Consider the following 23,579-nt stretch of genomic DNA (forward strand, 5'->3'; position numbering starts at 1 on the left):
GATGATTGTGCGTCTTTTCATCTCACTCTTACACACCCCTATATCCCCTCTCAAGAGGGGACTTAAGGGGTGTGTTGCCTCTCTAGAGGGGACTTGATTAAAAAATCCCCTCTAGAGAGGGGTGGCTCGAAGAGCCGGGGTGTGTGAGTGTGGAAGGGATATCACTGAGGTGTAGAAAAAATATTTCAACAAATGCGGTGCTTGCATAGTAAACATAAAAGAGGGAAACCTGATTTTAAAAAGGTGTATTTATCTATCGCTTAGCCTTGTTTTATAATGGTTTCTGACTATTTTGGATAGCAGTGCTCATAAACAAAAGATTGATAAGCTTGTTTCAATAATTGACAGTCAGGGCCGGACCACACCGCCCTACCAGGAGGAACGATGGCAGACGATTCGATGTACCATGACGGGATGCGGCGGCTTCAAGAGGCGCGCGAAACAAGGCCTTTAGCCGACCGCCTGAAGCAAGTGACCGTTCACACTACGTTCACCGAGGAGGACCGTGCGTTTATCGAGCGTTGCCCCATGTTTTTCATAGCGACTGCCGACGCTCAGGGCCGGCCGGACTGCTCTTATAAAGGAGGCTTGCCCGGGTTCGTGCGCGTAGTCGACGACCGCACCCTTGCCTTTCCCGACTACGACGGTAACGGGATGTACCGCTCCTGGGGAAACGTTTTGGTCAACCCTCATGTCGGGCTGCTGTTCCTGGATTTCGAGCATCCACATCGAATACGGGTCAACGGCACGGCACAGATAAGAGAGGACGACCCTTTGCGCTCCGAGTATCCGGGTTCGGTTTTCATCATCCGCGTCACGGTAACACGAATCTTTCCGAACTGCCCTCGTTACATCCACAAGATGAAGCTCGTCGAATATTCCGCCTATGCCCCACGGCCGGATTACACGCCGCCGGTTCCCGCCTGGAAGAAGTTCGAGGTCTTTCGTGATTCTTTACCGGCGCGAGACCGTACTGATGACAAAAAGGAATAAGGTTATCGTGAAACCTGTTGAAAAACTTCTCGGACAACTCATTATGCATCTAAACGGTACACTGGTTAATGCAGACGTTATGCGGCAAAACCAACCTGGTAAGTAGAAAAGCATGTCAAAGACCGACGCACATTCCAAATTCGACCAGGCAAAGGCGGAGGAATTTGCTGGAAAACTGCTCACCGCGCTCAACGACGCCGCGCTTTGTCTCATGGCTTCGATAGGCCATCGCACCGGGCTTTTCGATGTCATGAGTATGCTGCCCCCGAGCACCTCTCAAGAAATCGCAGTTAAAGCGGGCCTTAACGAGCGCTACGTCCGCGAGTGGCTTGGAGCCATGGTCACAGCCCGGGTGGTGGAGCTTGACCCGGACACCGGCCGGTTCTCATTGCCGGCCGAACACGCCGCATTCCTGACCCGGTCGGCCGGTGCGAACAACATAGCCTTATACACTCAATACATCGCCGGGCTTGGCGGTGTGGAGGATGACATAGTGGAATGCTTCAGGAAAGGCGGAGGCGTCCCCTATTCCAGATTCCCCAGATTCCACGAGGTGATGGCGGAGGATAGCAACCTGTCCGTGCTTTCGTTCCTGGAGTCGCACATACTTCCGCTCGTACCCGGACTAACCGAATCTCTTAAGAACGGCATCCGCGCTCTTGACATGGGTTGTGGCCGGGGGCTGGTCATGCTGCGGCTGGCCGAGCTTTACCCGAAAAGCCGATTCGTGGGAATGGACCTCTCGGAGGAAGCGATTACTTTTGCACAAGGCGAAGCAGCACGGCGTGGGCTTAAAAACATTGAGTTCATCGCCACTGATGCAAGCGACTTCGACAAAACCGCCCAACCTGAATCCTTCGATTTCATCACCACATTCGATGCGATTCACGACCAGGCTAAGCCGCTAAACGTACTCCGGGGCATCTACCTAGCCCTTAAGCCGGATGGCGTCTATCTGATGCAGGACATAAATGGCACAAGCCATCTGCATAAGGACATCGAGCATCCGCTCGGGCCGCTCCTCTACACGGTCTCCTGCATGCACTGCATGACCGTCTCCCTCGCTCAAGGCGGCGAAGGGCTCGGCACCATGTGGGGCGAAGAAAAAACGCGTGAATATCTCAAGAAGGCCGGTTTCCGCTCGGTCGAGACGCACCGCCTTGAACATGACATAATGAATAACTGGTATGTGGTGAGGAAATGAGCCTAGAACAAAAAATTAAGACAGCAACTGAGACAGAGAAAGATCAATGCGTCTCCGTGATCGTCTTGGCGTTCGCTAGCGATCCCGGAGTGCGTTGGATGTATCCCGATCCTCATCAGTATCTCGAAAATTTCCCGCGCTTCGTCAGGGCATTCGGGGGCAGGGCTTTCGAGCACGGCACTGCTCAATACGTTGACCAGTTCCTTGCCGCAGCGCTCTGGCTTCCACCGGGCGTACAACCCGATGAGGAAGCGCTGGCAGCACTCATCGAGAAATCCGTCCCGGCAAACCAACGGGAGTCGCTATTCACACTCTTTGAGCAGATGAGCGGCTATCATCCACACGAGCCCCACTGGCATTTGCCCCTGATCGGTACGGACCCGATTCACCGGGGCAAGGGCTATGCCTCCGCTCTCTTGCGCCATACGTTGGCTGTCTGCGACCGGCAACAGGCCCTCGCCTATCTTGAAGCAACCAGTCCGATGAGCGTCCCTCTCTATCAGCGACACGGATTTGAGAGCCTCGGCACAATCCAGGTCGGCACATCGCCGCCAATCGTTCCGATGTTACGAAAACCACGGTAAGCCGTTGACCTAGTGACATGAATAGCTTCGGTGCGTATTGAATAGTGCTTGCGTCTTATGGTCTCGCGAACTCAGTCCCCGATGAAACCCGTCGGAGAGGCGTTTTTTGATTGTAATTACATGATTTTCGCATACTCACCTATTGACTTAGAAAGACTTTTTTAATTAAACTCTTAAACAAAATATCGATAAGATTGTTCGTATAACACTACGTATTGGGATATTTATACGAACTTTAGTTCGTATAGTTAAGAGTTATGAGATATCTACTTCGTAAAGCAGGATTGGGAAATGTCCCAGAGATTGAAATCTCTGAATTTGAGTATTTGGAGTACAAAAAGGCTCAAAATATTTTGTCAAATGCTCTCGCAATCGAAGAAAAATACGAAATTGTTATTGCGAACTACATAGACTTCGAACAGGAAATACTTGAAATAACAACCAACCACATGGTTCGTGAGCATTTGGATTACTCTGACTTTTTCAAAGTTCGACTTGGTCTAAATATCCGATTAGTAAACCTACTTACAGCGGTTCGCTTGTACATAGATCAATCAAATCAGAACGTCACAGAATGTTTACCTAATGATTCCAATGCGAAGGGAAACGTTAAGAAACTTTTCTCAAAGGAATATGACGAAAATCGTGACTATCGTTTTATGGAGGCTTTGAGGAATTATGTGCAGCATAGAGGTATTCCTGTACATTGGACCCAACTAGGCGGTAGGTGGATCTCATTAGATGATGATCGTTTGCTGGAATACTCAATGGAACTCGCTTCACAGCGATCTTACCTTGAGGAAGATGAAAAAATGAAAAATAGTGTATTGGACGAGATGGATGATAAAGTTGACCTTAAAGCAGCGACTAGGAGCTATATAGAATCGATAAGTAAGGTTCACGATTCAGCAAGAAGCATGATTGCAGAGTCTACAGCTTATAGTAGAAGATTAATTGAAGATGCTCATCGCAGATATTCGGAGGTGTATAGCGGGAGCTTACTCGGGCTAAGAGCGTGCATATGGGACGAGCACAAACAGATTGCATCCGTACCAATACTATTGGATTGGGATGACATTAGGGTGGATCTGCAAAAACGAAATAGAAAACTTGTGAATCTTAGTAAGCGTTATGTCACGGGGGCAATAAAGACTCATAACAAGAAAAAACAGCCGACCGCTAAAAGCAGCGGTTGATTTTTTCATTAGATAAAGACAAGGACAATACGCCATGTGACTATGGAATAGTGACGGCAACGAGCCACCTTATCAACAGAACCTCGATTCTCACTTTAGGTATTTGTCATGATCAAATTCTTGAAAAAGCTACTGGGACTCTCTGCAACGACTCCAGCCACACCTACGGCACTTACCCTTCCACAACCTTCTTCTCGCTCGCCCTTTAATTCACCGTCTTCCTCCCCAACCACCCACGTGAGCACCAAGCAGAACGAAAAGATGACGGACGATTACTTTAGTACGATGGCGAAGATGCAGGAAGCCATCTCGAAGCGTGATTACGAACGTGCAGCCCAGATGGCGCGAGAAAACATGCACCAAGTGCCGGCCTTTGTGCGTTGCACGAAGCAGTCTTACGGCTCGTTTGACATTTCCTCAATCCCCGCGTTCGAAGTCGGTGGAACTATGCTCGCACTAATGGGAGATGATGAGGGACTCGCTGAGATGCGCGGAATTGTCATCTCGGATTACGATCTTGAGCCCTGGATTAACGTGATTGAGCAGCATGAGGAGGACCGCAGGTTATTTGAAAACATCCTCGAAGTAGTGCAGCAGAATCCGGGCTGTCGTCAGACGGACATGAAGTCACTCGTAGGCACAGAAGATGGGCGTCGGGTGTCGAACCTGATCGGCTGGCTCGAAAAGGCAGGTAAGATCATGCGTGAGAAGCAAGGTAAAACGTATGCAATATGGCCTGCCGGAGTGGCACAGGCATCCGTACCTCCGCCGAAGCGCAACGTGCGCTCTCACCGGATGGATCGAAACCCACCACCTATGCGTGAAATCGACGTCGCACGCATCCCGTACGTGCCGCTTCCGCGATCTCCACTCCGCTGGGAAGAGGCGCAGGTACGAGGCTCTGCCGCAGAGCTTCCGGAGGCCATAGATTATTTCGAGGTCCGTGATGCCAATGGCTGGGAAATTGGGACGATCGAAACAATCCCACTAGAGGAGAAACCTGATACCGCGTTCAGGCAGCTTCATCCTCTGGACTCGGGCCTATTGATGGTGGACGATCTTGGGAAGGCAGAAGGCATGGGCTGGATCCCCGCAGCGGTACTTCGCTATGGTCGTTCGGGTGAGTTAATCGCAAAGAAGCCCCTACTCCATGACATCTATCGGATCGACGTGAATCCGATGGGACGAGGGCTGATCGCTATGTCCAAAGACTGCATAGTCCACGCCTATGATGATGCGTTAGAACCGATCCTCGAGACAACGCTTATGGATGCTCCAGAGATTCGAGCGATCCGCAAGCGCTTCAACATCTCCGAAGACCAGCTAAAGAACCATATCCGGTGCGTTGCGCTCTCCCGCGACGGCAGCCGCTACCTCTTCACAGCCGTCGATGAAGCATGGTGTATAAGGATGGATGGACGTGGGCTTTGGGGTGTAAAACTGCCGATTAAAGATGGGTGGACCCAGGTCTCTGAACCTAGCGAGATGTTCGGGACGAGTGGAGAGATTCAGCAAGCGCTCTCCCTCATGGGTATGTCCTATCCCTTCACGCCAGAGGATATAAAAAAGCGCTATCGGCAGCTGGCTAAAGAGTGGCATCCGGACCTCAACCCGGGCGATCCCGTAGCCACGGAAAGGATGCAGGCGCTAACCTCGGCTGTGCAGTTGCTCACGGGCATCGGTGCGAGTGCCCTGCCAGTGTACACCGGGGTGCAGTACGCTCAGGAGATCAGCCGTAGTGAAGTCGAAGTGAGTGGCGTGAAGCTCACTATAACCGCATCGTACGTCGTGAGTGAAATCCACGCTGCTGATTGGATCTATGCGGCGAGCTTCGCCGGTTGGTCAAATGCTGTGTTTCTCGCTGGTTACTCAGGTAGGGTTGTGGTTCTAACTGACTCCGGAGAACCCGTTCATGCTTACGACATTGGGTCGGTCCCCCGCCGAATTGCCGATACGGGCGACTACCTCTATCTCCTCACGGATACCCGTCTCTACGTCCTCCGGGACGAGACGCTCTATACGATTATAGATACCTTCGATGGTGGCGATCTGATTGTGGCGCAGACCGGGTTCGGCCTACTTGAGAAGAAACGCTTCCGCTGGTTTCGCGAGGATGGCACGTACTTGGGAGGCATTATGACGAAGGATCCAATTCGCCGGGTCTACTCGGCTCCAGGAGGAATGAGGGTTGAAACTAGAACACGCCGCGTGCTCGTTCGCGGTGTCCCCGGATGGTGGGAGTAGACTGCCCAATCGTAGCGTAACCCAATCCGCACCCATGCAGAACAGAAGCCGAAGTCCAGATGCAACCCTGCAGAGGGATTCACCGCTAACCTTCTGCGTGTACAGTCGGGAACTAACAGCAGCATGTAGCGGGCGGAGTTACTACCGATTTAGATTCTTTTCCCCCCAAATAGAACTCGACACTGCTACAATTCCACCTCTATGATCCATACAAAGTATTAGCTACAGGACATCGTAGAGACCTTTAGGTAGGTTCAAAGGAGAACGGTCTATTTGCCTTTTCATGTCGATAATTTAAAGCTCGTTTTAGCGTATACTATTTACACCATGGATTATAAATTTTGTCCCAGATGCGGAGGTAGATTACAACTCAAACTGCTCAAAATATCCGAGCCGGAAAGGCTGGTTTGTGAAGAATGCTCATTTGTTCTATATCTCGACCCGAAAGTGGCGGCGTGCACCATAACGTTGATCGACATGAAAATTCCTCTCTTAAAACGGGGCATAGAGCCGAGCTACGGCAAATGGGTTTTTCCGGGCGGCTATGTCGATTATGGGGAAAAGGTTGAAGAGGCAGCGATAAGAGAGACTAAGGAAGAAGTAAACCTGGACGTGAGGCTTAGGGATTTAGTCGGGGTGTACTCTTACCATAAGAGCCCGGTCATCATCGTTTATTCCGCCGAGGTTATTGGCGGTGAGCTAAGGGCATGCGACGAGTGCCTGGAAGTGAGCTTATTCGCCCCCGGTGAAATACCCTGGAATGACCTGGCATTCTCCAGCACCCGCGATGCGCTGAGGGACTATGTGAGGAAGTACTTCAAACTATAGTTTTTTAACCACAAAGGCACGAAGACACAAAAGGAAATGTTAACGAGTTTGCGAGTTAATGTGTTCACGGGTGTATTTTTAAACCGGTTAACCCGTAACACACTAACACGAGAACCAGTAAACATCTCTTCAGTTATAAAGCGCCAGGTATCTCAAGACTGGCCGGGGAGACCGGCTTAACTCCGACGAAGAGAACGTCCTGTCCGGAGCTACGAATTCGACCTCGTAGTCTCGCTCCATCAACTCCAGTAAAAGGGACGCCGTGTAGCTTATCTGCTGCTCCAGCTCGTTTTTATTCCTGGTGGGGTTAAATTCAATTATGGCCTTCCTCGACTCATCATCCTGAAGCTCCCTCAGCATAAGCTTCCCCAGCTTAGCCGAGGTTTTCCAGTGGATAAGCTTGGGGTTATCTCCTTCATTGTAGCCCCTAATCGACCTAAGGTCATTTCCGAATCCCAATCTGTCCGACTCAAGCTCGCCGAAGCTATGCCTAATTCTTTCCTTTTCTATCCCTATCCTTTCCACTCGGGGATAAACCAGAACTTCATCATCACCCAGGTCAATCCTGATCCATTTCTTGAAGAAGCCGAATGGAAACCGGGTGAAAAGCACCGTTTCCGGCATCTTGTTCCACCCTCGATGTTTGAAAACGTATTGCACGTTTACCGTCTTTACCGCCTTAGAAGGCAGATACGATAAGTAGGCCTTTTTCCCGCCGGCTTCGATCGTCAACGAGTATGACGGAATGAGTATCTTCAAATTTTTGACCGAAAAACGGATGGACGTTGGGGCCCAGGCGAAAACATCCTCCGGCGGCTCGAGCCTTACTTCAATCCTGGACAGGTTCACCAGGGATGTAATACCGGAAACGGCGATGAAGCTCAACATCATGCCGAAGGTAAGATAAAGGAGGTTATTTCCGGTGTTAAGCGCCGCAAAACCTACAAAAAGGCTAAGCCCCAGGAATACTATGCCTTCCTTGGTAGGTCGAGTCCTGGCCCAGTTATCCTTGCCCAGTTTTAAGAATTTCATCCTCATTACACAGAGCTTAATTATACGGCCCTAAATACCGATTCGTACCTCCTTCTTAATTAAGCATGCTTCATCACTGCCGTCAAAATAATTAGAAAACAGAGGTTCAAACTGGTAAAACATTCCCTTTAGATAGATAAAAACGCCTTTTCAAAATCAGGTCACCCTACTTCTGTTTGCTGTGCAAGCGCCATGCTAATCCTATTTTTTGAAATAGCTTTTTAACACTATTCACCCTTCGTCGTACTTTATCCTGAGCGAAGGCCGAAGGACTAAGGGTGAAGGGCATGGTATTGCTACTAGTTTTAGATCTGCCTTCATGGTGAGCGGAGTCGAACCATGGACCCTTCGTCAAGACCAGGACAGGCTTCCCCCGCAAGGAGCGAAGGGATAATTGTTGTCACCGCGAGCCGCTTTGTTTTGACGGCGAAGAAATCTCTTATCTTGGACAAGTTTGATATTTCATAATGAAAAAAGCGGAGCCCTACTTGAACGTCTCGATCAAACGGCCTATAGACTCTATAATCGAACCCTTCAGCCTGGATATATCGTTATAGATTGCCAGAAACATGATGAAGATTAAGAAGGTGAGGCCGATGCGCTGGCATATTTCCAATGTCCTCTGGCTTAGGGGCCTTCTCTTTATGGACTCGATCGCCAGATAAAGCACATGCCCGCCGTCGAGCATCGGTATGGGAAGGAGATTTATAATAGCAAGGTTTATGCTGATGAAAGAGGTGAACTGAAGGAGCGATGCCAGCCCTCCTTCCGCCGCCGAGCCGGAGACCTTGGCAATAAGGAGCGGACCGGCGATGCTCTTTCCGGCAGTCCCGAGAGATATCTTCCCGGTAAAAAGCTTGTAAAGGAAGGAGAAGAGTAGGACGGTGACTTCATAGATCATGCCCGCAGCTTCTTTTATCCCCTCTATAATAGAGCCAAAAAACCCATACTTCTTAACGATCTCTTCTCTATACGGGGTGATCCCGATAGCGCCCTGGCCGGTTTCTTCCAGGGGCTCCGGGGTGATTTTTACCTTAAACTCTTCGTTGTCCCGTTTGACCAGGAGTGTAATCTCCTGGTTGGCTTTCCCCCTTATAATCGAGGCCATCTGATACCAGTCAGTAATTTTTATCTGGTTGACTGCCAATATCCGGTCTCCCTTTTTAAGCCCTGCCTTTTCCGCCGGGGAGCCAACCATGACGCTCCCTATCCTGGCATCGAGGGTTTCAGCAAGCCCTACAGCCACAATTCCCTCGGGGGAAGATTCCGCCTTGAGCTTGAGGTCCTTCAGTTGCCCATCCCTCTTCACCTCGACATCCAGGAGGGCATCCGGGTTCGATTGAAAGGCTATGTTGGTGTCTCTCCACGTTTTTACATCCTTTCCGTCTACTTTAATGATTGTATCCCCCTTCCGGAATCCGGCCTCGCTTGCGGGCGAGCCGGGCTCTACATATCCAATTACCGGAGGCTCTTCCAGATAAGCGGCAACGCCGATACCCAGCATGAAAATAATGGGGAAGAATAAAAACGGTAGGGCAAAATTCATGAACGGGCCGGCAACCACTATGGCCAACCTTTTCAGTATAGACTGATTGGAGAAACCCCGGGGATACTCCTTCTCGGAGTAAGCCTTTATCCCTTCCAAATCATCGGCTTTACAATTAACTGCCAACCTCTCGTCGTCCCTTTCAATGGTAAATACATATTCTCTCTCCGGATTTTTCACTAAATTAAACTCAAGCTCCCTCCACCGGGAAAAAGTAGAAAGCGCTACCCCACCTATGCCGGTTATTTTATCCCCTGACTTAAATCCAGCCTTCTCCGCCCTGGAGCCGGCTTCAACACGGTCTACAATGAAGTTTCCTTCCCCCCCTTCACCGTACATCTTCACGTACCCGCCTAGGGGAAGCATAGAAACCAGATACTCCGTCTCTCCCCTCTTAAATCCAAAGAGCTTCTTGCCAAAACCCAGGGAAAACTTCTCCACTCTAACCCCGCATCGCTTGGCCACCAAGAAATGGCCGAGTTCGTGTATAAAGACTAAAATTCCTATCACGAATAAAAACGCCAATAATACTGTCATTCTTTTCTCCTATAGTTAGATATTATTTAGCCACAGAGGACACGGAGCAAAAAGAGCTATGTTTCGAAGAACTCTCTCTATATTTTCTCTCATTATTCTAAGCTCTTTCGATCAGTAGTTTATTAATTAACCCGATTTATTATCGATTGAGCGGTCTTTCTTGCCCACCCGTCGCTTTCCAGAATCTCCTCGACCGTCTCTCCCGGCAATTTTCTATGGCTTTCCATAGTCCGCTTTACCACCTTAAGTATCTCCATAAATTTTAACCTGCCTCCGAGAAACGCTTCAACTGCAATTTCATTGGCAGCGCTCATTACCGCAGGCATGGTGCCGCCTTCCTCCGCCGCCCCATAGGCTAAACATAGGGCTTGAAACCGGTCGGGGCCAGCCTCTTCAAAGGTGAGTTCCCCAAAGTTTGGGCGAATTAACTGGTCCCCGCCTATAGGAACCCTTTCCGGATAGGACAAGGCATAGGCAATGGGAATTCTCATGTCCGGAAGGCTCATCTGCGCGATGATAGAGCCGTCGATATATTCCACCATGGAATGCACGATGCTCTGGGGATGAATCCATACCGACACCATGTCGGGCGGAATTCCGAATAGCCAACTGGCCTCGATAACCTCAAATCCCTTATTCATCAGTGTAGCCGAGTCTATGGTGATCTTCTTCCCCATCTTCCAGGTGGGATGGTTCAAAGCCAGCTCCGCAGTGATATCGTCCAGCTTCTCTTCCGGTGTTTTCAAGAACGGCCCGCCGGAGGCCGTCAAAATAAGCCTTCTCACGTATTCCTTTTTACTGCAATTAAGCGCCTGAAAAAGTGCGCTGTGCTCGCTATCGACAGGAAGTATCTTAATCCCCTGTTTTTCCGCCTCCCTCATCAAAATGCACCCGGCCATGACCAAGACTTCCTTGTTGGCAAGGGCGACGTTTTTACCGGACTTTATGGCAGACAGAGTCGGCATCAGACCGGATGCCCCGACCATTCCCGAAACCACCAATTCGGCTTGAGAAAGGGATGCCACGGTTTCTGCGCCATTCTGGCCCCAGAGGACCTCGGTAAACCCGGGCGGCAAATCCCGGGCCAGTTTAACCGCATCCTTCTCATCCATTACAGAGGCTACCTGTGGCTTGAATTTAAGGACCTGCTCCCTCAGGAGATTTAGATTCCTTCCGGCCAAAAGCCCGGCTACGCTAAATCGCTCCGGGAACCAGGATATGACCTCTAGGGTTTGACGCCCTATCGACCCGGTCGAGCCAAGTATGGATATACCTTTCAATTTACTTTCCTTCTCTTTATTTGGTCGCTGGTAAGCCCAAATCTCCTCTCCCGGTTCTGATAGTTTAAAATTGCCTTTACCAAGTGCCTTTTCCTAAAATTAGGCCATAGAGTCCTGGTGACGTAAATCTCGGTGTAGGCAAGCTGCCAGAGAAGGAAATTGGAAAGCCTCATCTCTCCACTAGTCCGGATGAGAAGGTCGGGCTCGGGGAGGTCGATTGTGTAAAGGAACTGAGAAAAACTCTCTTCATTCAGATTGGATAAAGGGATTCCGGAAAGCATTACCTTCTTGACCGCATCCACTATTTCCTCCCTACCCCCATAGCTCAGCGCCAGGGTAAGGGTCATTCCACTACAGTTTTTAGTCTTTTCCATCGTATCGGTGAGCACCTGGTAGACATCCGGTGGAAGCTCCCATAGCCGGCCAATGGCGTTAAGCCTTATCTCTTTCTCGACCAGGGTGTCTCCTTCCTTGACCAGGTATTGTTTTAGAAGTTCCATTAGGGCATCGACTTCGTCCCTTGGTCTTCTCCAATTCTGTGCAGAAAAAGCGTAGAGCGTTACTGCTTTGATCCCCAATTCCCTGGCCGCCTTCACCACGGACTTGACCGATTTCATCCCCTCCCTATGGCCGCTTATTCTATCAAGCCCCTTCCTTCCCGCCCACCTTCCGTTTCCATCCATTATTATCACAACGTGTTTCGGAATGTTTTTCTTGTCTATAAGAGACTCTGTCTTCCCTTTCATGGATTACGCCGGAATAAGACAACAAATATTATGATAAGTTCTTAAACCCACGACCGCTTCCATTATCGCCGGCCAAACAAGCCGAGGATATTCGTCTTTGAAACAAATGAAATAGGCACCACGACCAGAATCACGATAAGAACCATAGTCAGGATAACGATGAAGGTCAGAGCGTAAACAAAAATCAAAACGGGTAAAAGTAGAATCCTAAAAAGAATAAAATGGCCGGAAATTTCAAGAGCTATCTCCTTGTAGCTACCTATAAATCTTTCAGCTATGCCCGCTATGGCTTTTCTCATCATGAGTCCCTTTCCCTGGGCTAATAAACTAGCAGATTCCGAAATGGAGTTCAAGGAAAGAGATTATGTCGAGATCAATATCCGATATCGGCCCCTGCCCGCCTGTTTGACAACACTGTATGTAAGATTATATTATACTACTTTTACAAAAAGATTCATTTTAATCACCCTAAAGCGACAAATAGATGTTCAAAAGAACAAACGATATCGAAGTTCTTGAGGATACCGCCAGAAGAGTACGCATACACCTTTTAAAAGCGCTTCATAACGCCAAGTCCGGACACACCGGGGGGTCCCTTTCTTCGGTGGAGATTCTGGTGGCTTTATACTTCTCCGAGTTAAGACATGACCCGTCTAACCCTCGCTGGGAAGATAGAGACAGATTCGTGTTGTCCAAAGGCCACGGCGTCCCCGCTCTCTACTCCGTATTGGCCCATGCCGGTTATTTCCCTATCGACGAGCTTATGACCTTGAGAAAGCCGGAAAGCCGGCTGCAAGGACATCCGGAGTATAACCTGGACATCGGGATTGAGGCCACAACCGGCTCTCTAGGACACGGACTTTCTGCGGCAAATGGTATGGCTTTGGCAGCAAAGATTGACGGAAGGGACATTAGGGTATATGCACTCTTGAGCGACGGTGAGCTTCAAGAAGGAGCCACCTGGGAGGCAATCACCACTTCCGCATACAGAAAGTTGGATAATCTCTGTGCAATCGTCGACAGAAACAGGTTTCAGAACGACGGCGCTATGGCCGAGATCAAGGACATAGAGCCTGTACCGGACAAGTGGCGCGCTTTTGGCTGGCGGGTAGAGGTCTTGCCTGACGGACACGATTTCCCCAGCCTTCTTTCTGCCTTCAGGAAAGCAAGGCGAACCAAAGGAAAACCATTTGTCATCATAGCCAATACCATAAAGGGCAAGGGTATATCCATATTCGAGAATCAGGGGAAGTACCACGGCGTTGCACCTACAGACGAAGAGCTTAAAATTGCACTGACCGAATTAGGGGGGGCGGCTTGATATGAGCAGGTCCAAACTGAGCGACCTACTGGTCGAGGAAGTTACCGAGTACGAATACATAAGGGAAACCTACGGCAAAACGCTCGTAGAACTGGGTAGCATCTATCCGGAATTGGTGGTCCTGGATAGCGACCTAACCGTCTCCACCAAGACCAACTTATTCGGAAAAAAGTTCCCGGATAGGTTCTTCACCATGGGCGTCTCCGAGCAGGACATGATGGCCACGGCAGCCGGGTTTGCCCTATACGGCAAAATTCCTTTTGCCAGTACATTCGCAGTATTTGCCACCGGACGGGCCTGGGAGCACATAAGACAATCTATTGCCTTCCCCAACCTAAACGTAAAAATAGTGGCCACTCACGCCGGGGTCACCGTAGGTGAAGACGGCGCAACCCATCAGGCGCTAGAAGACATAGCCCTTATGCGCGTCCTTCCCAACATGACGGTGATAGTTCCTGCGGACGCTGTGGAAACTGAGGCAGTAATTAGGACAATAATAGACCGAAAAGGCCCGACGTACGTCCGCCTAGCCAGGGCCAAGTTCCCGACGATTTTCAAGAAATCTTACAAATTCGAGGTTGGGAAGGCTCCTATTCTCCGGGAGGGGAAGCACGTAGCCATTTTTGCCAGCGGTATCATGGTCAGCGAAGCCCTTAATGCGGCAAAGCTGCTTGAGAAAGAGGGCATAGGAGCCTCCGTGGCCAACGTCTCTACCATAAAACCCATAGACGTTCAAACTATAGTCGAGCTAGCCAGGATGACCGGGGCGGTGGTTACGGCAGAAGACCACAATGTGGTGGGGGGATTGGGGGGAGCGGTTTCAGAGGTGCTTTCGGAGGAGTGCCCGACTCCAATCAAACGGATCGGGATCAGAGATAGATACGGCACATCTGGTGATGGGCTTAAACTCCTTGAGTATTTCGGGCTTAAGGCCAAAAACATCGTTCAGGCTGTTTATGAGCTTCTAGAGTTCAATTCCAATAGTAAATCCGTGGGCCTTCTATAGCCGGGATAGAATAGAACAGCACCCCATTTTAAACCCGTTGCGAAAAAAAACTAAATGTTTTATATGCTTATGTTAAAGCCAATTTGGGGAGGCTCGCATGAAAAGATTTTATGTACCAATATTTTCTCTACTTTTGTTTGCATCCGGGGTGTCGGCATTAGCCGAAGAGGCCACTTACAAGGGCTTATCTGACTTCACCAGGGTACTGGACATAATCGAGAGAAACTATGTAGAAGAAGTCGACCCGGAGGAGCTCACTGTAGGAGCCATAGAAGGCATGCTAAAGACGCTTGACCCCTACTCCGTTTACCTTACCCCGGAGCGTTACAACGAGATAGAAATTGGCACCTCCGGCGAATTCGGGGGAGTAGGAATGGAGGTGACCATCGAAAACGACGTACTTACAGTGATAACTCCGATAGAGGATACCCCGGCGGCAAAGGCCGGCATTAAGCCTAAGGACCAAATAATAGCGATCGACGGAAAACCAACCAGGGGTATGGCAGTCCACGAGGCGGTGAAGATTCTTCGCGGTCCCAAGGGGAGTTCGGTTAAGATTACCGTACAAAGCGAGGGGAAAAGTAGTCCGAGGGATATAACATTGGTGAGAGAAATAATCAGGGTAGAAAGCGTCAAATCCAAGTTGCTGAATAACGGTATAGGGTACATAAGGCTTTCTCAATTCCAAGAGAAAACATCCCAAGAGCTTAGAAACTCTCTTACCCAATTGGAGTCACAGAACGGTGGACGCTTGAAGGGGGTGGTACTCGATTTGAGAAACAATCCCGGCGGCTTGCTCACTCAGGCGGTAGAAGTGGTGGATGAATTTATTGACCAGGGTCTAATCGTCAGCGTCAAGGGGAGGGCCGAGACACAGTCCACAGATTATTACGCTACCAAAAAAGGCAAATTTCAAGACTATCCTCTGGTTGTGATAGTAAACAAAGGGAGCGCCAGCGCATCCGAGGTAGTCGCCGAGGCGCTTCAGGACAGCAAAAGGGCCTCTATCCTGGGCACAAAGACCTTTGGGAAAGGTTCTGTCCAAACCATAATCAGGCTTGACAATGGAGCCGGTCTTAAGCTTACCACCGCTAAATTCTACGCCCCGAGCGGCAGGTCCATAAATGAAGTGGGTGTAATACCGGATATAGTCGTGGAAAATACCGAGAGCAAGGACCTTCAACTGGAGAGGGCCTTAGAGCTTCTTGGAACTTCCAAGGCCGAAAACACCATCCCGAAAGGTTAGGAGAAGTACTCACTATTTGCGCAGAAAGCAAAGGGCTCACAGAAGAACGCGTATAAATAAGGGAAAATTTCGGAAGGCGAGAGCCGGTAGGGTCGTTACATTTACGCTCGGGTTTATCGCCTTTGTAGCCATAAGCCTATACAGTCTTTCCTACATAAAAAATCAGATTTCGGGGACAATAGAAGAGAAAAGGGCATCCTCGGGCTTAACCAAGACCATAGAAGACGTTGATGCCTACATTGCCGAGGCTCTATTCAACCTGGGGGTTTCTAAAAAAGATGTCAAGTTGAAAAGGTCTTCTTCCGGTAAGGCCGGCGGTAACTTCGCTGAAATATACATCGACATTCCTCAGGGAATCGGGGAAAAAATGGTGGTAGAAGCGCTCAGAAAACATCTATCGCGGCCTCATATTGAGCCCAGTTTCAAGAAGACTGGCAAGTCTCTCCTGGTAGCAGAGATAAAGATAGATGATATTCCAACACATAGAATCACGGCTGTATTTAAACAGCAACATCAGAAGAAAAGAGAAGTAATAGCCGCTAAAGATAAAGAAGCTTCTTCTACTCCAAAGGAATTGGCCAAGATAGAGAAAGAAACACTTACCGTAAAGAAGCCCGAAGCACGAACATTCCAAGAAGAAAAACCGAAGGTGGTTATCATCGTTGACGACTTAGGATTGCACAAAGGGCCGATCGACAAGCTGGGCGAACTTAATGCACCCATCAGCTTCGCCATTTTACCCGACCTACCTTATTCCAAATACGCTGCCCAGGTTGCCCATAGAAAGGGATGGGACGTTATTCTCCATCTTCCCATGGAGCCTAAGGAATCCTCCGGATATCTGGCCGCGGACGCCGGGGATGGGGCTCTCCTGGTGGGATTGCCAAAGAACGAGATTTTAACTAATCTAGAAAAAAATCTATCCTCCATTCCGTATATAAAGGGCGTGAATAACCACATGGGGTCTAAATTCACAGAAAACAGCGAACTCATGGAGCTGGTTCTGGAAAGCATAAAGAAGAAGGGACTATTCTTCATCGACAGCAGAACTTCTCCGCACACGACCGGTTTTGATATGGCTAGGAAAATGGGTATAAAAACCGCAAAGAGGGACCTCTTTCTCGACAACAGTGCTGGTAGCCAGAATTATATCAGGTCGCAAATAGAGAAGCTGGTAAACGTCTCCAAGGAGAAGGGTGTTGCTATTGGAATCTGCCACCCCTATCCTAATACGATATCGGTGCTATCGGAAATGATCCCAGAGATAAGGAAAGAGGCGGACATAGTGCTGTCGTCGGCTGTGGTAAATTAGAGTGAAAGTAGAACTAACCGGCGCCGGCAAATCGCTAGGAGTGTTTAATTATAATTCGCGTGCTGGCCAAGCCGAACAGTGAGAGCAGTGTTGACGAGGTTAAATTAAATATGAAGTATTGAGACAGGCCAGGGAGGTTTATTATGGGTCTAATCGATGACATAAGAAAAAAGAAGGACTCTTGGATGGTCAGGTTCGAGGAACACCGTCAGGATGAGGAGGATGAAGAGGAATCGGGGGATATAAGTGAAGAGAAAATGGAAGAGGAGATTATGAGGAATCGGGAGATGGTCGGGGTATTCCCCAGAAAGGAAATTCTTAAATGATGAAAGCATATTAAGGAAGCTTCTACTTGACAACAGCACTTTAATATTTTAGGTTGTAAAATAAACTTTTACAGAGACCAGGAGGTATTTGTATGCCGGGAATTGTGGTGGGAAATAACGAGAGCATCGACAGCGCGCTCAAGAGATTCAAAAAACAGGTAGAAAAGGGTGGAGTTCTATCTGAGGTAAGAAAAAGAGAATTTTACGAAAAACCCAGCGAAAGAAAGAAGAAAAGGCTTTTCGCCGCAAAAAAACGTTTTGTGAAGAGGGTGAGAAGAGACTGAAGCAGGTGCTGTCTTAATTTCTTGACCGGAAGGGAGGCAACATTTTGAAGCCGTTTCTCCCAAAGATTTTTTTTCTATCCTATTTTTCTTTAAAGCCGACTACAAGGTCTTTTATTAAATCAGTATTTTTGTATGAAAAATTTGTCCTATGAGTCTGTTATTAAAGAGATAAAGAGAAGGGTGAGTATCGTTAGCCTGATAGAGGCTTATTTATCTCTTAAGAGGTCAGGGAAAAACTTTGTGGGAATCTGTCCGTTCCATGACGATAAAAATCCATCGCTCCACGTCAGCGAGGAAAAGGGCTTATTCCATTGTTTTTCTTGTGGCGCGGGAGGAGACATCTTCGGGTTTATGATGCGGTACAACAATATTAGTTTTCCAGAAGCGATAGCCGAACTGGCCGAGCGCGCGGATGTCCCGTTGGAGAGACAGTACCGGTCGCCGGCACGAGAAAAATCCAGAGCCGACGCCTTATTCCGCATCAACAGCTTAATCTGCAAGTTTTATCACAAAGCCCTGCTGGAAAGCCAAGAGGGCAAAGAGGCTTTGAACTACTTATCTGCAAGAGGAATATCCCTGGAGACGGTGAAGGAATTCAATCTCGGATATGCCCCGAGCAGTTGGGATACCCTGACCAGAATATTGGCTGCAAAGAACATCCCGCTCAGTATGGCCGAGGAAATCGGCCTGGTTATCAAGAGACAAAACAAAGACGGCTGCTACGACCGGTTCAGGGGGAGAATAATTTTCCCGATAAAGGATGTAGACGGCAAAGTGGTCGGCTTTGGTGGAAGAACAGTCAGCGGGGAAGAGCCTAAATATATGAACTCTCCAGAGTCAGAAATCTATCATAAAAAAAGCATATTGTACGGACTCGACCGGTCTAGAGATTATATAAGAAGAGAAAAGCATGCCGTCGTGGTAGAAGGCTACATGGATTTTCTCTCCCTTTTTCGTGCCGGGATAAGAAATGCTGTCGCCACATTGGGCACCTCTTTAACCCGAGAGCATGCCATAATTCTCAGACGCTATACGGACAAGGTGATTGTTGTTTTTGACGGAGACGAGGCTGGCAAAAAAGCGGCACTCCGGGTACTCGACGTCTTTCTTCCCGAAGGCCTGAAGCCGCTCATGGTTATTTTGCCCGAAGGGCATGACCCGGCATCTTTCATTTTCGAGGGCCGTCAGGATGAGTTTCAAAAATTACTACACAGCGCCGCACCTATACTGGATTTCATGATAGAGAGATATATGAGAAGTTTCGAGGAACAAAAAACAAGCAGGAGTGCGGCCGTTAAAGAGATAGCCGATGTTCTTTCAAAGATGAAAGATACAATCGAGAGGAGTTATTATATAAAGAAGACCGGGGAAAGTTTTGGGGTAAGAGAAGATGAACTCTTATCCTTACTTAAATTCGGGGATAAGCTAGAAGGCAGGATTAACGCCAAAAAGCCCGTTAACAATGACCAAAGACTCGTCCTCAAAACACTTCTCAAATTTCCCAAGCTTGTTGATTACATCCGTGAGGATGACCTGATCGACATCTTTCCGGAGAATGAGATAAAAGCCGTTTTAGAGCATATTATCTTGAATGGTTTCGATGATCTATCATCTCTCCTATTCAAATTCAACGACAGTTCCGTCCAGGAGGCCATATCCGAGGTTGTTTTTCTCTCGGACGACGTGCCGGATGAAGCTACCGCTTGGAAGTTACTGAAAGATTGTATTCGAAAATTAAAATTAAAAAGAGTAGAGGAGAATTTAAGGGTGGTGAGAATTAAGATTGACCGGGCGATAGCGGAGAAAAATAACCTCCTGGAGGAAAAGCTAATCAAGGAATACCGGGACCTTATTCAGAAGGAGAAAAACATAAGAGGGAGAGATTGATGAAAATCAAGAGAAAAAGCGATTACCAAATGGAGAGCGAGGTAGAAGATAACCGGTCAGACCAGATCTTTACCGATTCCTTCGAGGATGGAGAAGCCGAAGATGATTTCTCGGAAGGAGCAATTTATGAGGAAGATGTTTATGAACAAAACGACAAAGCGGAGGACACCCTGCCGGCCAACAGCGATTTTGCCTCGAACGGGCAGAGCCTCAGTGAATATGATTTGATCAGGTCTTATCTACATGAAATAGCCGGGCACTCTCTCCTTACCAGGGAGGAAGAAATAGAAATAGCCAAGGAAATAGAGAGAGGAAAGAAAACTGTAGCTCGAGCCATACTCAGTTCCTCCTTGTTGCTCAGGGAAGTAATAAACCTTGGCGAGAAATTAAAAAAAGGGGCCTTGAGCGTAAGGGATATAACCAGTACCCTCGAAGATGAATCGGACGGCATGGGAGAGGAAGAAATACTCCTGGGAATAAAGCGATCCATACGTGAAATAAAAAAGCTCCATAAAGACAACAAAAGAGTGAGAAAAAACCTGGCTCAAACGCCCAAAAACCTCAGAAAACCTCTAAGACAGAGAATAAGAAAGAATAATGAAAAGATAATATCTTGCCTGGAGCAAATAAACCTGAGCAAAAATCAGATGGACAAAATTCTTTCCGTGGCCAGAAACTCCATAAAGTGCTCGGAAGAAGCACACCTAGATAATAGAGAAGCCAAAAGGCCGGTCAAAAGCACAACCAAAAAGAAATCCCGTAAAATCGCAGCTAAGAGTGGGGAAAGCATAATCAAACTCGGAAGAACCCTGGATAGAATCGAACGTGGAGAAGAAAGTACCTACCGGGCAAGAAAGAGACTGATTGAATCCAACCTCCGGCTGGTCGTGAGCATAGCCAGAAGGTATATCAACCGGGGCCTCCCCTTCCTGGATTTGATTCAGGAGGGAAACATGGGGCTTATGCGCGCAGTGGACAAGTTCGAATACGACCGGGGATATAAATTCTCCACCTACGCTACCTGGTGGATAAGACAGGCCATAACTAGGTCCCTGGCCGACCAGTCCAGAATAATCAGAATTCCTGTCCACATGACCGAGACGATAAACAGGTTGATCAGAATATCCCGACTTTTAGTGCAAGAGCTAGGGCGCGAGCCCTTCCCGGAAGAGATAGCAAAAAGGGTAGATATGCCCATCGACAAAGTTAGCCGGATTCTCCGGATCGCCAAGGACCCCATATCGCTTGAAACCCCCATAGGGGATGAAGAAGACAGCAAGCTCATAGATTTTATCGAGGATATAAACACTACTTCGCCGCTTCAGGTCCTGGAGATGAAGGAGCTAAAACAGATTATCAGACAGGCTCTCTCTTCCGTACTCAACACCAGGGAGAAAAGCGTAGTCAAGCTTCGCTTCGGAATCGACGGCGAGAAAGAGCATACGCTCGAAGAGGTGGGCCAGGAGTTTCAGGTAACCAGGGAGAGGATTAGACAAATTGAAGTAAAGGCCATTAAAAAACTCAAGCGCGCTGGCCGAGGATATCCCATAAAGAGTTTTGTGTAGATAAGAACTTGAAGATTTCTAGAGCTTCTCTCTCTTCCTCAATTCTTCCGATTCCTCGAAATAAACTAGGGTGGAATCTATAGTCTTATGACGGAGCATCTGCTTAACCTCTGTAACCGCGGCTCCGCCTTCTATAGCTAGGAGCGCCGCCGTATGTCTCAAGCTGTATGGCGTTATTCCTTTCCTCTTTATCCCGGCCAGCTTGAGATGATGATTCACCCGTTCCCTGATCGCTCGCGTGGTTATCCTTCCACCTTTTGCCCGGTTTCCCACTCCCCAGAAGAGCGGTTCGTCTTCGCTAACTTTCCCCCTCGATTCAAGGTATTTCTCCAGCGCCTCCTGTGCCGGCGGGGTCAGAATTACGTATTCATCCTTCTTATCCTTACTTTTACCCTGAACGAAGATAACCTGTTTTCCGCCCTTCACCTTTATATCAACCACATTTGCCCTTACGATTTCTATCTCACTCAAGCCGCACCGAACCATGAGGTTTATCATCGCCCAGTCCCTAAGCCCGACCGGTGATGATATATCAATCGCCGAAAGCAGGTTTTCCACCTCATCTTTTGTCAACGGCTCTCTCAGGTGTCTTTGAGGCCTACCGCTTCCTCTGATTCTCTTTGCCGGATTTTCGGTAACCAAGTCAATCGATATTAAATAATCATAAAACCTTCTCACCGACGTAAGATATGTGGAAAGGGAAGTAGAGGAGAGGTTTTTTGAGACTAAATAATCCCTATAACGCTGAATATCATGCGAAGTAAGCCCTAGAGGACTATTGCCTCCGAGCCACTTGGCAAATTCACGGAGGGCCTTCAAATAAGTCTCCTTCGTGGTTTCTCTTCTATCAAGTGCCTGCACAAAGCTATTTATAAGCTCTTCCATGCAAGTACATTAAAGCATCATTAATTTCGGATTTCAACTGCCTTAATGACCTTGACATCTCCGTTTAATCGGTTATCTTGTTTTTCCGAATCTGGGTGGCTTTGCTGAAGAGGAAACACCCGGTCCCATTCCGAACCCGGAAGTTAAGCTCTTCAAGGCCCATGATACTACTCCCGTACGGGGGTGGGAAAGTAGGTAGCTGCCCTGATTCATCTTTTTATTTCTGGACATACCATACTTAACTATCCTTGCTTGCTATAAGATACCTCTCAGATACTAAGCAATATCGGCTTTAGAATCACAAATTCTAAATTGCAAATCTCAAACAGTATCCAATTTCTAAATACTAAATTGAAGATGTTTTCTATCCGATAATTGAAATTCGTCGGCCACTTTGCTATTTGGAGCTTGACCATTGATATTTGTTTATCTGTTGATAAATATCCATTATAATCTAAATACTGCTGTTATCCTATTGTCCTCAGGAATTAAAATAATATGGATAAAAAAACTCGACTAGCCGTTTTCGTATCCGGGAGCGGAACAAACCTCCAGGCTATCATCGATGCCCGAATCGAATCTATAGAAATTGCTGTAGTATTAAGCAATAACCCCGGCGCTTATGCCCTGGAGAGGGCAAAAAAACACAAGATCCCGACGGAAGTGGTGGATCACAGACAATTTTCCTCTAGGGAAGAATTCGAGAAAGAACTCATTAAAAGGCTTGAGCCGTACAGGATAGACCTCGTTGCCTTAGCCGGTTTTATGAGGATACTCTCTCCGCTTTTCGTAAGGGCTTACAAAAACAGAATAATGAACCTCCACCCGGCCCTATTGCCGTCATTTCCTGGCACTCGTGCAGCAAAGCAGGCACTTGATTACGGGGTGAAATTCACCGGATGTACGGTGCATTTCGTGGATGAGGGGGTGGATACCGGTCCGATCATATTACAAGCGGTAGTTCCTATTCATGATACAGACACGGAAGAAAGTCTTCTCGACAGAATACATCTAGAGGAACACCGGATATATCCCGAGGCAATAAGGCTTTTTGCCGAAGGCAAGTTAAGGGTCGAGGGAAGAAGGGTATTTATAAGAGATTAGCTCCCGGCATCGTTTCTTCCATTCAAGATATGTGCATAGAATCTGGCCATGTGCCTCCTGTTTCCGGAAAAAAGATTGCCCATGGCAGTGGGATTACTTTTGAGCAGAAATTAAAAGACTCAAGATGAACTTTCCAACAGAGAATAAAAGACTGTTTATCGAAGTTCGGAGGACTCAAGACCTAGCCATTGCCGGTCTAATTAAAGAAGTTTTAGAAGACAATGGAATAGTATGCTACCTCGAGAACTATTCCCTTGCCCGCATTTATCCTTCCCTAGTCTCTCCGATAAAAGTTATGGTTTATATCGAGGATGTGGAAAAAGCCAAGGAACTTCTGAGTCTATACTTCAGGGAAGACTAATAAATTTGCTACACATAGAGTCAAACATACAAGTAGGAACACACTGCAGCATGCCCCCCTACTTAGAAAGATTTTATTAGCGGATTAGGGTT

22 protein-coding genes and 1 rRNA gene are annotated in these 23,579 nt (G+C 48.0%); 17 read left to right on the forward strand and 6 right to left on the reverse strand.

Annotated features, from left to right (window positions below):
* Positions 1-384: 384 nt before the first annotated feature.
* The 6 genes from VNN20_10380 (at position 385) to VNN20_10405 (ending at position 7,049) form a co-directional block, all read left to right on the forward strand.
* Positions 385-993 (forward strand): pyridoxamine 5'-phosphate oxidase family protein, encoded by a 609-nt coding sequence (locus tag VNN20_10380; GenBank protein HWP92587.1) that lies wholly within the window; start codon positions 385-387, stop codon positions 991-993.
* 112 nt (positions 994-1,105) lie between these two features.
* Positions 1,106-2,197, forward strand: a complete 1,092-nt coding sequence (locus VNN20_10385) for a class I SAM-dependent methyltransferase (protein ID HWP92588.1) — start codon at positions 1,106-1,108, stop codon at positions 2,195-2,197.
* On the forward strand, positions 2,194-2,781 hold the full coding sequence (locus tag VNN20_10390) for a GNAT family N-acetyltransferase (protein ID HWP92589.1): 588 nt from the start codon (positions 2,194-2,196) through the stop codon (positions 2,779-2,781). Before VNN20_10385 ends, VNN20_10390 begins: the two co-directional genes overlap by 4 nt.
* A 257-nt stretch (positions 2,782-3,038) precedes the next feature.
* Complete coding sequence (locus tag VNN20_10395; protein ID HWP92590.1) at positions 3,039-3,977, forward strand: hypothetical protein; 939 nt, start codon at positions 3,039-3,041, stop codon at positions 3,975-3,977.
* Positions 3,978-4,238: 261 nt separating this feature from the next.
* Complete coding sequence (locus VNN20_10400; GenBank protein ID HWP92591.1) at positions 4,239-6,221, forward strand: J domain-containing protein; 1,983 nt, start codon at positions 4,239-4,241, stop codon at positions 6,219-6,221.
* A 273-nt stretch (positions 6,222-6,494) separates the two neighbouring features.
* Entirely contained in the window at positions 6,495-7,049 is a 555-nt protein-coding gene (locus VNN20_10405; GenBank protein ID HWP92592.1) for an NUDIX hydrolase, read from the forward strand.
* 129 nt (positions 7,050-7,178) lie between these two features.
* Here VNN20_10405 and VNN20_10410 read toward each other — a convergent pair whose 3' ends face one another.
* The 5 genes from VNN20_10410 to VNN20_10430 all read right to left on the reverse strand — a co-directional run bounded on the left by VNN20_10410 (position 7,179) and on the right by VNN20_10430 (position 12,492).
* Positions 7,179-8,081: a DUF58 domain-containing protein gene (locus VNN20_10410; protein ID HWP92593.1), complete on the reverse strand. Its 903-nt coding sequence runs from the start codon at positions 8,079-8,081 to the stop codon at positions 7,179-7,181.
* Between the two features lie 484 nt (positions 8,082-8,565).
* Positions 8,566-10,164 (reverse strand): RIP metalloprotease RseP, encoded by a 1,599-nt coding sequence (gene rseP / locus VNN20_10415; GenBank protein HWP92594.1) that lies wholly within the window; start codon positions 10,162-10,164, stop codon positions 8,566-8,568.
* 122 nt (positions 10,165-10,286) lie between these two features.
* Positions 10,287-11,444, reverse strand: coding sequence for a 1-deoxy-D-xylulose-5-phosphate reductoisomerase (locus VNN20_10420; GenBank protein ID HWP92595.1), 1,158 nt, complete (start codon positions 11,442-11,444; stop codon positions 10,287-10,289).
* A complete protein-coding gene (locus VNN20_10425; protein ID HWP92596.1) occupies positions 11,441-12,190 on the reverse strand; it encodes an isoprenyl transferase in 750 nt (249 codons plus the stop codon). The genes VNN20_10420 and VNN20_10425 overlap by 4 nt, the downstream gene beginning before the upstream one ends.
* A gap of 62 nt (positions 12,191-12,252) precedes the next feature.
* The gene (locus VNN20_10430; GenBank protein ID HWP92597.1) at positions 12,253-12,492 is read right to left on the reverse strand and encodes a hypothetical protein; all 240 of its coding nucleotides are present in this window, start codon (positions 12,490-12,492) and stop codon (positions 12,253-12,255) included.
* A gap of 182 nt (positions 12,493-12,674) precedes the next feature.
* Here VNN20_10430 and VNN20_10435 point away from each other — a divergent pair, with 182 nt between their 5' ends.
* The 8 genes from VNN20_10435 (at position 12,675) to rpoD (ending at position 21,137) form a co-directional block, all read left to right on the forward strand.
* Positions 12,675-13,511: a transketolase gene (locus VNN20_10435; GenBank protein ID HWP92598.1), complete on the forward strand. Its 837-nt coding sequence runs from the start codon at positions 12,675-12,677 to the stop codon at positions 13,509-13,511.
* Position 13,512: 1 nt separating this feature from the next.
* Positions 13,513-14,517, forward strand: coding sequence for a transketolase family protein (locus VNN20_10440; protein ID HWP92599.1), 1,005 nt, complete (start codon positions 13,513-13,515; stop codon positions 14,515-14,517).
* A gap of 97 nt (positions 14,518-14,614) precedes the next feature.
* Entirely contained in the window at positions 14,615-15,763 is a 1,149-nt protein-coding gene (locus tag VNN20_10445) for a S41 family peptidase (protein HWP92600.1), read from the forward strand.
* 16 nt (positions 15,764-15,779) lie between these two features.
* Positions 15,780-17,075, forward strand: a complete 1,296-nt coding sequence (locus VNN20_10450) for a divergent polysaccharide deacetylase family protein (protein ID HWP92601.1) — start codon at positions 15,780-15,782, stop codon at positions 17,073-17,075.
* 143 nt (positions 17,076-17,218) lie between these two features.
* Positions 17,219-17,401: a hypothetical protein gene (locus tag VNN20_10455; protein HWP92602.1), complete on the forward strand. Its 183-nt coding sequence runs from the start codon at positions 17,219-17,221 to the stop codon at positions 17,399-17,401.
* A 92-nt stretch (positions 17,402-17,493) separates the two neighbouring features.
* Complete coding sequence (gene rpsU / locus VNN20_10460) at positions 17,494-17,685, forward strand: 30S ribosomal protein S21 (GenBank protein HWP92603.1); 192 nt, start codon at positions 17,494-17,496, stop codon at positions 17,683-17,685.
* A gap of 132 nt (positions 17,686-17,817) precedes the next feature.
* Positions 17,818-19,572, forward strand: a complete 1,755-nt coding sequence (dnaG, locus tag VNN20_10465; GenBank protein ID HWP92604.1) for a DNA primase — start codon at positions 17,818-17,820, stop codon at positions 19,570-19,572.
* A complete protein-coding gene (gene rpoD, locus VNN20_10470) occupies positions 19,572-21,137 on the forward strand; it encodes an RNA polymerase sigma factor RpoD (GenBank protein HWP92605.1) in 1,566 nt (521 codons plus the stop codon). The genes dnaG and rpoD overlap by 1 nt, the downstream gene beginning before the upstream one ends.
* Positions 21,138-21,155: 18 nt before the next feature.
* Here the strand turns inward: rpoD and VNN20_10475 are convergent, their stop codons facing one another.
* Positions 21,156-22,022 carry a tyrosine-type recombinase/integrase gene (locus VNN20_10475; GenBank protein ID HWP92606.1) on the reverse strand — a complete coding sequence of 289 codons (867 nt, stop codon included), beginning with the start codon at positions 22,020-22,022 and terminating at the stop codon, positions 21,156-21,158.
* Between the two features lie 91 nt (positions 22,023-22,113).
* Between VNN20_10475 and rrf the strand changes: the two genes are divergently transcribed.
* The 3 genes from rrf to VNN20_10490 all read left to right on the forward strand — a co-directional run bounded on the left by rrf (position 22,114) and on the right by VNN20_10490 (position 23,487).
* Positions 22,114-22,230 (forward strand): 5S ribosomal RNA (rrf, locus tag VNN20_10480).
* A 290-nt stretch (positions 22,231-22,520) separates the two neighbouring features.
* Positions 22,521-23,126 carry a phosphoribosylglycinamide formyltransferase gene (gene purN, locus VNN20_10485; protein HWP92607.1) on the forward strand — a complete coding sequence of 202 codons (606 nt, stop codon included), beginning with the start codon at positions 22,521-22,523 and terminating at the stop codon, positions 23,124-23,126.
* Between the two features lie 124 nt (positions 23,127-23,250).
* Complete coding sequence (locus tag VNN20_10490; GenBank protein ID HWP92608.1) at positions 23,251-23,487, forward strand: DUF2007 domain-containing protein; 237 nt, start codon at positions 23,251-23,253, stop codon at positions 23,485-23,487.
* The last annotated feature ends 92 nt before the right edge of the window (positions 23,488-23,579 follow it).

The organism is Thermodesulfobacteriota bacterium (genome assembly GCA_035559815.1).
In the GTDB taxonomy this organism is placed as follows: domain Bacteria; phylum Desulfobacterota_D; class UBA1144; order Nemesobacterales; family CSP1-2; genus DATMAT01.

Excerpts from the sequence above, each read along its gene's own strand:
- purN (HWP92607.1), top strand. The coding sequence starts at position 22,521 with ATGGATAAAAAAACTCGACTAGCCGTTTTCGTATCCGGGAGCGGAACA.
- rseP (HWP92594.1), bottom strand. The coding sequence starts at position 10,164 with ATGACAGTATTATTGGCGTTTTTATTCGTGATAGGAATTTTAGTCTTT.
- dnaG (HWP92604.1), top strand. The coding sequence starts at position 17,818 with ATGAAAAATTTGTCCTATGAGTCTGTTATTAAAGAGATAAAGAGAAGG.
- VNN20_10475 (HWP92606.1), bottom strand. The coding sequence starts at position 22,022 with ATGGAAGAGCTTATAAATAGCTTTGTGCAGGCACTTGATAGAAGAGAA.
- VNN20_10430 (HWP92597.1), bottom strand. The coding sequence starts at position 12,492 with ATGATGAGAAAAGCCATAGCGGGCATAGCTGAAAGATTTATAGGTAGC.
- VNN20_10410 (HWP92593.1), bottom strand. The coding sequence starts at position 8,081 with ATGAAATTCTTAAAACTGGGCAAGGATAACTGGGCCAGGACTCGACCT.
- VNN20_10435 (HWP92598.1), top strand. The coding sequence starts at position 12,675 with ATGTTCAAAAGAACAAACGATATCGAAGTTCTTGAGGATACCGCCAGA.
- rpsU (HWP92603.1), top strand. The coding sequence starts at position 17,494 with ATGCCGGGAATTGTGGTGGGAAATAACGAGAGCATCGACAGCGCGCTC.
- VNN20_10425 (HWP92596.1), bottom strand. The coding sequence starts at position 12,190 with ATGAAAGGGAAGACAGAGTCTCTTATAGACAAGAAAAACATTCCGAAA.
- VNN20_10400 (HWP92591.1), top strand. The coding sequence starts at position 4,239 with ATGACGGACGATTACTTTAGTACGATGGCGAAGATGCAGGAAGCCATC.
- rpoD (HWP92605.1), top strand. The coding sequence starts at position 19,572 with ATGAAAATCAAGAGAAAAAGCGATTACCAAATGGAGAGCGAGGTAGAA.
- VNN20_10455 (HWP92602.1), top strand. The coding sequence starts at position 17,219 with ATGGGTCTAATCGATGACATAAGAAAAAAGAAGGACTCTTGGATGGTC.
- VNN20_10395 (HWP92590.1), top strand. The coding sequence starts at position 3,039 with ATGAGATATCTACTTCGTAAAGCAGGATTGGGAAATGTCCCAGAGATT.
- VNN20_10385 (HWP92588.1), top strand. The coding sequence starts at position 1,106 with ATGTCAAAGACCGACGCACATTCCAAATTCGACCAGGCAAAGGCGGAG.
- VNN20_10490 (HWP92608.1), top strand. The coding sequence starts at position 23,251 with ATGAACTTTCCAACAGAGAATAAAAGACTGTTTATCGAAGTTCGGAGG.
- VNN20_10445 (HWP92600.1), top strand. The coding sequence starts at position 14,615 with ATGAAAAGATTTTATGTACCAATATTTTCTCTACTTTTGTTTGCATCC.
- VNN20_10440 (HWP92599.1), top strand. The coding sequence starts at position 13,513 with ATGAGCAGGTCCAAACTGAGCGACCTACTGGTCGAGGAAGTTACCGAG.
- VNN20_10390 (HWP92589.1), top strand. The coding sequence starts at position 2,194 with ATGAGCCTAGAACAAAAAATTAAGACAGCAACTGAGACAGAGAAAGAT.
- VNN20_10380 (HWP92587.1), top strand. The coding sequence starts at position 385 with ATGGCAGACGATTCGATGTACCATGACGGGATGCGGCGGCTTCAAGAG.